Source organism: endosymbiont of Galathealinum brachiosum (assembly GCA_003349885.1).
Lineage (GTDB): Bacteria > Pseudomonadota > Gammaproteobacteria > SZUA-229 > SZUA-229 > SZUA-229.
In genome coordinates this window covers 539,891-552,588 of record QFXC01000007.1, presented here as the reverse complement: position 1 = coordinate 552,588, position 12,698 = coordinate 539,891, and the positions used below count along the sequence as shown (strand labels likewise).

Here is a 12,698-nt window from a genome sequence, read left to right as displayed (position 1 = left end):
TTTGTTCTCTGTGGCGTAAGAGGAAAGATAATGACACAGAAAATTGCAATTTTACCCGGTGATGGTATCGGTAAAGAAATAGTCGCCGAAGCGGTTAAGGTAATCGAATTTTTAAAAGCGGATGGTGTGCTCGATGTAGAGCTTAACGAAGCGCCAGTCGGTGGCGCTGGATACGATGCGGATGGTGAACCTTTACCCGCTGCAACTCTGGCTTTATGTAAAGAGTCTGATGCGATTCTTTTAGGCGCAGTGGGCGGTCCTCAGTATGAATCTCTGCCACGTGAAAAACGTCCGGAAAAAGGTCTTTTAGGTTTGCGTTCTGAGCTGGAATTATTTTCTAACTTACGCCCGGCAATATTATATCCACAACTGGCGGATGCATCGTCACTTAAACCGGAGATTGTTTCGGGTCTGGATATTATGATTGTGCGTGAGTTAACGGGCGGTATTTATTTTGGACAGCCTCGTGAAATTACCGAAAAAGACGGTGAGCGTTATGCCTACAACACGGCAGGTTATAAAGAAAGTGAAATAGAGCGCATTGGTCGCAGCGCTTTTGAAATTGCAATGAAACGTGACAAACGAGTGTGCTCGGTTGATAAAGCAAATGTTTTAGAAGTATCCGAATTATGGCGCGAAGTAATGGAAAATGTTGCCAAAGATTATCCGGAAGTTGAGTTATCACATATGTATGTTGATAACGCAGCTATGCAGTTAGTTAAATGGCCTAAACAGTTTGATGTAATGGTAACCAGTAATTTATTTGGTGATGTGTTATCTGATTGTGCGGCTATGTTAACCGGTTCAATTGGTATGCTGCCTTCTGCTTCTTTAGATTCAAATGGGCGTGGTATGTATGAACCTATTCATGGTTCAGCACCGGATATTGCCGGCAAAGGTATTGCAAACCCGTTAGCGACTATTTTATCAATTTCTATGATGTTACGTTATAGCTTAAATAATGAAGCAGTGGCGCAGCGTATTGATGATGCTGTGGGTAAGGTGCTGGATCAGGGGTTGCGTACACCGGATATTATGTCTGAAGGTTGTACTGAAGTTGGAACTGCAGCTATGGGTGATGCTGTGGTTGAAGCGCTTAAAGCTTAATTAAAAAATTAGCCACAGAGGCATTGAGAATACAAAGATAAACTTTATTCAATCGTTCCTTCGAAAACAGGAATAACTAAATAATTAAAATAAAAAATCTCTGTGTTTCCGTGGCAAAAAATAAATATTTAGGAAAAATTATGAGCAAAACATACGATGTAGCAGTAGTAGGTGCCACCGGTGCAGTGGGTGAAACAATGCTGTCAATTCTGGCGGAAAGAAACTTTCCTGTAGGTAAGGTTTATGCCCTGGCTTCTGAGCGTTCAGCGGGTAAAAAAGTTGAGTTTGGTGATACCATGTTAACGGTAGAGAATCTGGCAGATTTTGATTTTTCAAAAGTACAGATTGGTTTGTTTTCAGCTGGTGGTTCAATCTCTGCGGAGTTCGCACCTAAAGCAGCGGCGGCAGGTTGTGTTGTTATCGATAATACATCTGAATTTCGCTATGTAGATGATATTCCACTGGTTGTGCCAGAAGTGAATCCTCATGCTATCGCAAATTATAAAACCAAAGGCATTATCGCTAATCCTAATTGTTCAACTATTCAAATGCTGGTCGCTTTAAAACCAATTCAGGATGCTGTGGGTATTTCACGTATTAATGTTTGCACTTATCAGGCAGTTTCCGGCACAGGTAAAAATGCAATTGAAGAGCTGGCGGGTCAGACGGCGCGTTTGTTAAATGGCAAACCGGTTGAATGTAATGTTTACCCTAAACAGATCGCTTTTAATGTTTTACCGCAAATTGATGTGTTTCAGGAAAATGGTTACACCAAAGAAGAAATGAAAATGGTGTGGGAAACTAACAAGATTATGGAAGATGACACTATTAAGGTGAACCCTACTGCGGTTCGTGTACCTGTATTTTATGGCCATTCAGAAGCGTTACATATCGAAACACGTAAAAAGCTAAGTGCGCAAGCATGTAGGAAATTACTGGAGAAAGCACCAGGTGTTGAAGTGATGGATGAGCAGGTTGATGGTGGTTACCCAACTGCGGTTACAGAAGGTGCAACCAATAATCCGACATATGTGGGTCGAATTCGTGAGGATATTTCTCATGAGATGGGTCTGGATATGTGGGTTGTGTCGGATAATGTAAGAAAAGGCGCAGCATTAAATAGCGTACAAATTGCAGAAATTTTGATAAAAGACTATTTATAATCTATAGTTACGTCTACATGCTAAAGTTTATTCTTAGCTTTTAACTGGAAATGGGTGTATCTTTGGCCTAAATTCAGAATAAAGATGTAAAAAAGAAATAATAGTTGCTAGTCAGGATGTCTCTGATTCAGGGAAGAACTGGCTGGCTCTTAAATATTCATAGGATCGAGTGAGGGGACTACCTGTGCGCAAATTAACGCTGAGCCTTGCCGTGATGGCTGCACTGCTGCCAGTACGCGGATATCCGTTAGGGTTGGGTGATTTAGAGTTGAATTCAGCTTTGAATCAAGAGCTTAATGCAGAAATAGAGGTGCTTTCAGCTGCACCAGAAGATGCAGAGCAAATTATAATAAAGCTGGCTAGCCGAGATGCGTTTAGTCGAGCTGGCATTGATCGCCCACATCTATTGCAACAACTCAAATTTAAAATAATCGATAAAAATGGTAAATCTTATGTAAAGGTTTATACCAAAACACCGATTCGTGAACCATTTTTAAGTTTTCTGGTAGAAATTGACTGGCCTCAGGGTCATCTGCTGCGAGAGTACACGCTTTTACTGGATCCTCCTGTTTATAATTCCGCAACACCTGGTGCTACAACTGCATCAGCGGGTGTAAATAGCCCTTTTAATGAACCGGCTGATGCTCAGGCGCAAACTCAGCCGGTGCTTTCTGAGCAACAAAGTGCACAATCTGTTCAAAGTAGCGCGCAGGCCCCGGGTGTCAGATCAGGGGTTATCTCATCTGATGATTCTGGTCGAAGTGTAAATTATAATTATCAGGCTTTACCCGTAGCCAATGCATCTTCTGATCAATACCGTGTTCAGCAGAATGATACGCTGTGGAGTATGGCGAATCGCATGCGTCCGGATAGTTCGGTGAGTGTTGAGCAAATGATGCTGGCACTGGTGCGCAAGAATCCAGAAGCATTTATTCAGGAAAATATAAATGGCGTTAAACGCGGTTATATTTTACGTATTCCAAATCGTGATGAAGCAACTCAGATAGATCGTCAACAGGCAGTTGCACAGGCACGAGAACATTCAGCGCTATGGCGTGAATACAGTCAGGGTGCAGCAAGCGCATCTCCTGCATCATCTCTGGAAGCAGAGCCTGCAGGTGGTGGAGCGGGTGATCAACCTCGCGATGCTGATGGGCACTTATCAATAGTCAGTGCAAGTGAAAGTGGTAGTGAGTTTGCCGGCTCAAACCAGGATCCGGATGCCAGTCTGAGCAGTCTTAAGCAGGAACTGGCAATGGCTCAGGAACAACTTGAATCTGAGCGCCTGGAAAAAGAAGATTTACGTGCGCGTCTGGCAGAGCTTGAAGATCGAGTGCAACGCGTTATCGAAATGGATGACGGTGAGTTAGCTCAATTACAGCAGGATTTGCAAACAGAAAAGCAGGTGGCGGAGCCTTTAGATGCGCCTGTTGAAGACATGCCAGTTGATGATTTACCGGCAGAAGATATTGTTGAAGAACCTGTTTTAGATGAAGTAATCACAGATGAGCTACCAGAAGAAGGCTTAACAGAAGAGGTTATTCCCGAAGAAGCGCTAAGTGATGAGACTACTGAAGAGACTACTGAAGAGACTACAGGAGAGCTGACAGAAGACGCTATCTTTGTTGATGAAACTGTTTCAGATGACATGGTCGAATCTGAAACTGAAACACAGGCACAAATGCTTGAACCGGTAGATGTTATAGAAACACCTGCTTTTGCACAGCAAAAACCTAAAAGCTTCCTTGAAGGTTTGATGGAAGATCCAAAATTATTAGGTATGGTCGGCGGTGGTCTGGCTTTTGTTCTGCTGTTAATTACATTACTGCTAAAACGTATTCGTGGTGGCAAAGCTGATGAAGAAGAGCAATGGACAGCGTCTATGGATGATCCGTCATCTGACATGTCGAGTCTTGAAGCCGATTTAAATGCAGGTCTGGACGAAGCGACGGTTAAGACTGAAGCGGCTGAGATGGACTCAACGGCAGAAATGATTGCTGAGCCTGTGGATGATGATCTGGGTATGGAAGATACTCAAATTGAAGCACCGGATGCAGGTGATAATCTTGAAGATACGGTTTTCAATCTGGAGGGTGCTGATCAAGCGGAACCTGAAGAAGATGAACGTGATGATGTTATTGCCGAGGCTGATGTTTACCTGGCTTATGGTATTTATCAACAAGCAGAAGAACTTTTAAATAGTGCGATTGATCAGAATCCTCAGCGTGATGATTACCGTATGAAATTACTTGAGACTCATTATGCAGCTAAAAATGGCAGCGCTTTTGAGCAGCTGGCAGAAGATCTGAAAGCGCGCAAGGGTGATGATAAGGCATTCTGGAGTCGTGTAACTGCGATGGGTATGGAGCTTTGCCCTCAGAGCCAGATATTCTCGGGTTCAGATGCAATTATGTCTGACTTCGATGCAGAAGCGTTATTACCGGATAAACCACAGACGACTGATCTTGATCTGGATGCGGGTGATGATTCCGCAACAGACTTCGATTTAGGACTGGATGCGGTTGATGATCAGGCGACAGATTTTGATCTGGGTCTGGATTCAGATGAAGGTCTGGGTGATGATTCTGAAAAGACTCAGGTACTTTCAGAGCCTCTAGATCTTGATGCTATGTCACCTGAGGAAGAGTCTCTGGATGATGGTCTGGATCTGGCGGGTGATCTGGATGATATTGCCAGTGAATTAGATAGTGATTTAGAGGAAGAATCTCCATCAGATGATACCAGCTCTGAACTTGAGTTCGATCTGGGTGAAATTGATGATATGGAGGAATCTACAGTAGATGTTGAGGATGACTCAACAGAATCTGCTGAGCTGGATATTGACGATGATTTTTCTCTTGATTTCGATGCGGCTGATTTAGGTTTTGAAGAAGCAGAAGACGAACCAGAAGAAACCGCTGAAACTGAAGAAATTAACCTTGATGCAGATCTTGATCTGGGTGAAGACCTGACTGAAGAGCTGGATAGCTCTGCAGATGATTCGCTAGAAATGGATATGGGTGAAATTGAAATCGACGGTGATGAGCTAGATCTGGGTGATATGGACCTGGGTGATGACCTGACCGAAGATCTGGGTGAGTTAGATTCAGAGGTATCAGAAAATTTATCATCAGATATCGAAACCGATGAAATGGATATCGGTGTAGAAACCCTTGATGATTCAGTTGATGACTTATCTGATGATGGTGAGTTTGATATTTCCGAATTATCTGAAGATGTCGATGAAGTCAGTACAAAACTGGATTTAGCGAAAGCGTATATTGATATGGGCGATAAAGATGGAGCTCGCAGTATACTTGAAGAAGTAAAAGCTGAAGGTAATGATGAGCAGCAACAGCAAGCTGAAGAGTTGCTTCAACAGGCTAGTTAGTTGATTACCTGACAGGAAAATAAAACGGCATCGGTTTACATCGATGCCGTTTTTTGTTGTCTGCTATTAACCGGGAGTGGACGTTTTCGGTTTAATATAGCAGCGGATTATTTGCACTGTGAAGGTATATCAGTGAATTAATCTGAGTAAGTTCTATAACAGAGTAATAGCAGAATATAACAGAGTACACATACATGAAATTTGCACTAGGCATAGAATACGATGGTAGTAAATTTGCTGGTTGGCAAATGCAAAAGCACGGTACGCGTACGGTTCAGGAATGTGTGGAGATCGCTCTGTCCAGCGTTGCAAATCAACCTGTGCAGGTTGTCTGTGCTGGCCGCACTGATACGGGTGTGCACGCTGTGGGGCAGGTTGTTCATTTTGAATGTGATTCCCCGCGTCAGGAAAAAGCCTGGGTAATGGGTGTGAATACCCAGTTACCGGATGATGTTTCTTCAATCTGGGCTCAACCCGTTGCCGAAGACTTCAGTGCTCGTTTTAGCGCAACAGCTCGACAGTACCGTTATATTATTTTAAATCGTCAGGCTCGGCCTGCAGTATTAAATAAAAAAGTTACCTGGAAACATGGGGGCTTTAATGTAGAGGCAATGCATCAGGCTGCACAGGCATTACTGGGTGAGCAGGACTTTACTTCATTTCGATCATCAGCCTGCCAGGCAGAACATGCTATGCGAAATGTTCACTGGGTAAACGTGAGCCGTGAAGGTGATTATATTTATATCGATATTAAAGCGAATGCTTTTTTGCATCACATGGTAAGAAACATTGTAGGGTCATTGATTATGGTGGGGCAGGAAGTAAAAGCGGTTTCATGGATGGCAGATTTGATGCGGTGTAAAGATCGTAATCAGGCGGGGCCAACCGCGCCGGCAGATGGCCTGTATCTGGTAAATGTTAGTTATCCACAGGAATCGGGTATTATTTCCACTATAAATTTACCTCGTTATGCCTGAGGCTGGAAAACTGTAAAGATTAGCAGATTATTATTTGCTTAAATGCCGGGTTAGCTTACAGTTATTTAAAGTTGTTTTTATAAAATTTATCTAACTTGTTGTAATTTCAAGTAATTATTTATTTGGCACGGCTGTTGCTCTTAATGCTCCTTTTAGATATTTACAAAATAAGAGCAAGGAAAGATGAAGAACAAGTTTATAATTTTGGTGTTTACTGCAGTGAGTTTATTCACTTCTGGTGCACAGGCGGCATATTTAACAGAATCACACCTGAGTAATGATACATTTGCGACAGCGCAATTTATAGATTCGGTTTATTTTGATAGTAACTTTGATAGAGATATAAATACTGGGACCGGTGTTAATATATCTACATCATCTCTGCATGCCAGTCTTTTAGGTTCAGGTGATGATACGGTAGATTACTTTAGTTTTAATGCGGTAGCGGGTCAGGCTTATTTTGATATCGATTACGGTATGGATTTTGGCGGTTCATTTGATTCGTGGGTAGAATTATATGATTCATCGTTCAATATGTTAACTATGAATGACGACTACAATATTGAATCAGGTTCATTACATCATTATGACAGTTTTATCGATTACAACTTAACTGCAGCTGATACTTATTATATTGCAGTGGGACGTTTTAGTGGTTTAGCTGCTATTCCGTTTGGTTCAAATTATACGTTACATGTAACTCAGAATTCACTTTCTGCTGTGCCTGTGCCAGCGGCTATCTGGTTGTTCCTGTCTGGAGTGCTTGCTATTTTTGGTTTTGCATCTGGCCGTAAGTCAAAATAATATTATATTTAGGGCTTGTTAAAAGCGCTATAAAAACCAGACCTCGTTTATCGGGTCTGGTTTTTTTTTGCATATAATTTGTAAGTCATTGAGAACTGATTTAATTTATCTTTCAAGCCGAAAGGTGCTAGCAACGTAAAAACCTTAAATAATGGGAGATGTTTCGTAAATTAGAGACTAATTTCTGTTAAAATGCCGTTTTTTATGTGGCCAGTAGATCATTGCACTTAAGAACACGCGTTAAAATTTGTGGTATTACTCGTAGTGAAGATGCTATTGAGGCTGCTCGGCTGGGTGTTGATGCGCTGGGTATGGTTTTTTATGCCAAAAGTTCGCGTAATATCAACAGCACACAGGCTAAGGCAATATGTCGTGTTTTGCCCGGCTTTGTGACACCGGTGGCCCTGTTTTTAAACCCGGAAGAAAGCCTGGTCAGGCAGGTGCTCGCTGAAGTAGATATTGATTGTCTTCAGTTTCATGGCAATGAATCGGTTGAGTTTTGTGAGTCGTTTGGAAAACCATATATAAAAGCGCTGGGTATTGAAGGTGTAGAAGATATAGAGGCTTTGTTTGATCAGTACTCCAGCGCTCGAAGTGTCTTGCTGGATAGTCATGGTGCAGGTGAGGCCGGTGGTACGGGTGAGTCTTTTGACTGGTCAACCATTCCTGAAAATTTACGTCAGAAAATTATTCTGGCGGGTGGTCTGAAACCGGATAATGTGGCTGATGCTATAAACCAGGTAAGGCCTTATGCCGTTGATTTAAGCTCGGGTGTTGAATCAGCGCCGGGTATAAAAGACAGTGATTTAATGATGCGTTTAATGAAAGAAGTTAAACGAGTCGATTGTGGATAGAAAGATGAGTGAAGATATTTGTAAAGATTATTATTCCATGCCGGATGAGCGTGGTCATTTTGGTACTTATGGCGGTAAATTTGTAGCCGAAACCTTGATGGGGCCAATAGAAGAATTACGCGAAGCTTATGAAAAAATAAAAACTGATAAGGATTTTCAGGCAGCTTTTGATAAAGATCTAGCTGACTATGTGGGCCGTCCGAGTCCCTTATATCATGCGGAGCGCTGGTCTAAAGAGTTAGGTGGCGCACAGATTTACCTGAAGCGTGAAGATTTAAATCATACTGGCGCACATAAAATAAATAATACGATTGGTCAGGGGTTGCTGGCTAAACGCATGGGTAAAACACGTATTATTGCTGAAACGGGTGCGGGGCAGCATGGTGTTGCGTCAGCCACAGTGGCGGCACGTTTCGGTATGGAATGCATTGTGTATATGGGTGAAGAAGACGTTAAACGTCAGGCGCCTAATGTATATAGAATGAAGCTGCTGGGTGCGAAAGTAGTGCCGGTAACTTCTGGTTCACGAACCCTTAAAGATGCTTTAAATGAAGCGATGCGTGATTGGGTTACTAATATAGATAATACGTTTTATATTATTGGCACCGTAGCAGGCCCCCATCCTTACCCCGAAATGGTACGTGATTTCCAAACTATTATTGGTCGTGAAGCTAAACGACAAATTCTTGAAAAAGCAGGACGTTTGCCAGATGCACTGGTTGCGTGTGTCGGTGGTGGCTCTAATGCAATTGGTTTATTTCATCCATTTCTAGGCGATGAAGACGTAAAAATATTTGGTGTAGAAGGTGGTGGCGATGGTATTGATACACCGAGGCACGCGGCCCCCTTATGCGCAGGTAATCCGGGTGTCCTACATGGCAATCGTACATATTTAATGGAAGATGATAACGGCCAGATTATTGAAACACATTGTGTTTCAGCCGGGCTTGATTATCCGGGTGTTGGCCCTGAACACGCCTGGTTAAAAGATTGCGGACGTGCAGAGTACGTAGCAATTACAGATAAGGAAGCGCTTGCGGCATTTCACGAATTAACACTGACAGAAGGTATTATCCCTGCTCTGGAATCCAGTCATGCCCTGGCATATGGAGCCAAGCTGGCAAAAACAATGGATAAAGATAAAATCATTATTATTAATCTGTCGGGACGTGGTGATAAAGATATAAACACTATCGCCGAGATTGAGGGAATTGAATTGTGAGTCAATATACCAGTATAACCGTTAAGATTGAGAGCGTAGAACTGTGAGTCGTTTACAAACACGTTTTGATGCTTTAAAAGCCGCAGATAAAACTGCATTAGTGCCATTTATAACGGCAGGTGATCCTCATCCGTCTGTTACAGTGAATTTAATGCATGATATGGTGGCTGCCGGTGCAAGTGTCCTTGAATTAGGTGTTCCATTTTCTGACCCAATGGCAGAAGGCCCTGTTATACAGTTAGCCTGTGAGCGTGCATTAAAACATAATGTGAGTCTTGCTGATGTTTTGCAGATGGTGAAAGAGTTTCGTGTTAAAGATGCGGATACACCGATTGTTTTAATGGGCTACACCAATCCTGTAGAAGTAATGGGTTATGAAAAATTTGCAAGTGCTGCAGGTGATGCTGGAGTTGATGGGTTAATACTGGTTGATTTACCACCGGAAGAAGGTGCAGATCTAATTAGCCAGTTGAAAATTAATGAAATTGACATGATCTTTTTACTGGCACCCACCACGACTGATGAACGAATGGAATTGATATGTAAACAGGCCAGTGGTTTTGTTTATTATGTATCATTAAAAGGTGTTACAGGTTCTGCTAATTTAGATGTGGACTCGGTGGTAGAAAAAGTTAGTCAAATCCGCACTCATACATCGATACCGGTTGGTGTGGGTTTTGGTATACGCGATGCGCAATCAGCGGCGCAGGTTGCTGCTGTTTCGGATGCGGTTGTAGTGGGAAGCGCAATTGTTAATCGTGTTGCAGAGAATGCTGATGATCCGAAAAAGATTTCACAACAGGTTTGTGAGTTGTTGTCGTCTATGCGCACAGCAATGGATAAATAATAGATATTGAAGCGAAGAGGCAGAGACACAGAGTTAATGTAATTAACTTTGATAAACTCAGTGCCTCCGAGTCTATGTGACAAAAAAGGTTTTTATAATATGAACTGGTTTGAAAAATTAATGCCATCGCGTATTCGTACTGAAGCGAGTGATGCGGATAAAAAAGGTTCTGTGCCAGAAGGCTTATGGACCAAATGTAACTCCTGTAACGCTGTTTTATATCGAGCGGAACTGGAACGTAATCATGATGTATGCCCTAAATGTCATCATCATATGCGCATGAATGCAAGGCGACGTCTGGAAAACTTTCTCGATGAAGAACCACGAGAAGAAATAGCCGCTAATTTGAAACCGGTTGATATTTTAAAGTTTAAAGACAGTAAAAAATATAAAGACCGAATTACCGGGTCGCAGAAAAGTACCGGTGAAAATGATGTATTAATTGCAATGAAGGGGCAGGTTAAAAAAATACCTCTGGTTGCAGTAGCATTTGAGTTTAAGTTTATGGGCGGCTCTATGGGTTCGGTTGTTGGCGAGAAATTCGTCAGAGCCGCAAATATCTGTCTGGAAAATGATATTCCTCTTGTGTGTTTTTCTGCTTCAGGTGGTGCACGTATGCAGGAGTCTTTGTTTTCATTAATGCAAATGTCAAAAACATCTGCGGTATTACAGAAAATGTCTCAACGTGGAATACCTTTTATATCTGTTATGACGGATCCTACAATGGGCGGTGTTTCTGCTAGTCTGGCTATGCTGGGTGATATTAACGTTGGGGAGCCGAATGCGTTAATTGGTTTTGCGGGTCCTCGTGTTATAGAGCAAACTGTACGTGAAACATTACCGGAAGGTTTCCAGCGTAGTGAATTTTTATTAGAGCATGGTGCAATCGATATGATCATTGATCGCCGTGATATGCGTGATAAAATCGCTAATCTTTTAAGTATGATGCAAAACAAACCAGCAGCCTGAATTTTTCCATAGAGCCACAGTGATCACTGAGTTAAATTAAAATCTGGTGTCTCTGTGGCAATAAATATGCGTTATAAAAAACTTCAAGACTGGCTTAACTGGCAAGAAACCCTCAATCCAAAAGAAATTGATTTAGGGCTTGATCGTGTTAATGCGGTATTAGAAAAATTATCGTTTTCAGCTAGTTTTTTCTGCCCGGTAATCACCGTTGCAGGAACAAATGGTAAAGGTTCAACCGTAGCTTTTATTGAATCGATACTACATCAGTCTGGTATTGTTGTTGGTACCTACACCTCTCCTCATTTATTTAAATACAATGAACGAATTCGCATAAATCAACAACCGGTGCCTGATGATGAATTGTGTGAAGCTTTTGATGTCATTGATAAGGTACGGGGCGATATTGCGTTAACGTATTTTGAATTTGGTACACTGGCATCATTTGTTATTTTCAAAAAATATAATGTGGATGTGGCCGTGCTTGAGGTTGGGCTGGGTGGTCGACTGGATGCGGTTAATGTTATAGATGCGGATGTATCGGTTATCAGTAGCATTGGTATAGATCATATTGACTGGCTGGGTGATGATATTGAAGTTATTGCCCGGGAAAAAGCCGGGATTATGAGACCTCATAATCCGGCAGTGGTGAGTATTTTCAACCCTCCTGATTCATTAATGGAATATGCTAAAGAAAATAACGTGAAACTGATTCGCCCTGGTATGGATTATCTTTATCAGGGGTTATCTAAAGCTAACTGGCAGTTAAAAGCCGCAGATTTTCAATTGTCTGATTTACCGGTGCCTGCATTATGTGGCGGTTTTCAATTACAGAATGCATCTGCCGCTATTATGGCTATTTCTCTTCTCGATATAGAGCAAAAACCGGAACAGTTGAATATAGCAAAAGGTCTGACAGAAGTTCGTTTGGCGGGGCGATACCAACAGATTGTTGATAGTCCACAGGTTGTTGTTGATGTGGCACACAATGAACAGTCCGCGCAGGTACTGAATGATGTGCTAAATGATATGCCCGTTACGGGTAAAACCATTGCTGTTGTTGCCATGCTTGCAGATAAGGCCGTTGCAGAAGTGCTGCAGGCTGTTTTGCCAGAAGTTGATCAGTGGATTAGTGCCGGTCTTCAGGTTGCTCGTGGAATGAGCTCAAAAAACATGGCGCAGGCGGTGCGTGACGTGCAATCAGATGTTAAACTCTCTGTTTGTGAAAATGTGACTGATGCTTGTGTAAAAGCAAGAACTTTAGCGGCTGAAAACGATCGTATTATCGTGTTTGGTTCGTTTTATACGGTTTCTGAAGCGACGGAATATTTTAAATCTCTACAGTGACAATTAATTTCTGGAACAGG

At 42.2% G+C, this 12,698-nt stretch carries 10 protein-coding genes; all 10 read left to right on the top strand.

The annotated features are described in order from the left end of the window. The first annotated feature begins 30 nt into the window (after window positions 1-30). The 10 genes from leuB (at window position 31) to DIZ80_05105 (ending at window position 12,678) form a co-directional block, all read left to right on the top strand. Complete coding sequence (gene leuB / locus DIZ80_05150; protein RDH84853.1) at window positions 31-1,107, top strand: 3-isopropylmalate dehydrogenase; 1,077 nt, start codon at window positions 31-33, stop codon at window positions 1,105-1,107. A gap of 140 nt (window positions 1,108-1,247) precedes the next feature. Next, on the top strand, window positions 1,248-2,270 hold the full coding sequence (locus DIZ80_05145; protein ID RDH84852.1) for an aspartate-semialdehyde dehydrogenase: 1,023 nt from the start codon (window positions 1,248-1,250) through the stop codon (window positions 2,268-2,270). Window positions 2,271-2,454: 184 nt separating this feature from the next. After that, window positions 2,455-5,661 (top strand): hypothetical protein, encoded by a 3,207-nt coding sequence (locus DIZ80_05140; GenBank protein RDH84851.1) that lies wholly within the window; start codon window positions 2,455-2,457, stop codon window positions 5,659-5,661. Between the two features lie 194 nt (window positions 5,662-5,855). Then, window positions 5,856-6,638, top strand: coding sequence for a tRNA pseudouridine(38-40) synthase TruA (locus DIZ80_05135; protein ID RDH84850.1), 783 nt, complete (start codon window positions 5,856-5,858; stop codon window positions 6,636-6,638). 183 nt (window positions 6,639-6,821) lie between these two features. After that, complete coding sequence (locus DIZ80_05130) at window positions 6,822-7,442, top strand: hypothetical protein (protein ID RDH84849.1); 621 nt, start codon at window positions 6,822-6,824, stop codon at window positions 7,440-7,442. 221 nt (window positions 7,443-7,663) lie between these two features. Next, window positions 7,664-8,296: a phosphoribosylanthranilate isomerase gene (locus tag DIZ80_05125; protein ID RDH84848.1), complete on the top strand. Its 633-nt coding sequence runs from the start codon at window positions 7,664-7,666 to the stop codon at window positions 8,294-8,296. 4 nt (window positions 8,297-8,300) lie between these two features. Continuing rightward, window positions 8,301-9,518 (top strand): tryptophan synthase subunit beta, encoded by a 1,218-nt coding sequence (gene trpB, locus DIZ80_05120; GenBank protein RDH84847.1) that lies wholly within the window; start codon window positions 8,301-8,303, stop codon window positions 9,516-9,518. Between the two features lie 43 nt (window positions 9,519-9,561). Further along, the gene (locus DIZ80_05115; GenBank protein RDH84846.1) at window positions 9,562-10,365 is read left to right on the top strand and encodes a tryptophan synthase subunit alpha; all 804 of its coding nucleotides are present in this window, start codon (window positions 9,562-9,564) and stop codon (window positions 10,363-10,365) included. Between the two features lie 99 nt (window positions 10,366-10,464). Next, window positions 10,465-11,334 (top strand): acetyl-CoA carboxylase carboxyl transferase subunit beta, encoded by an 870-nt coding sequence (locus DIZ80_05110; protein RDH84845.1) that lies wholly within the window; start codon window positions 10,465-10,467, stop codon window positions 11,332-11,334. 66 nt (window positions 11,335-11,400) lie between these two features. Beyond that, complete coding sequence (locus DIZ80_05105) at window positions 11,401-12,678, top strand: bifunctional tetrahydrofolate synthase/dihydrofolate synthase (GenBank protein ID RDH84844.1); 1,278 nt, start codon at window positions 11,401-11,403, stop codon at window positions 12,676-12,678. The last annotated feature ends 20 nt before the right edge of the window (window positions 12,679-12,698 follow it).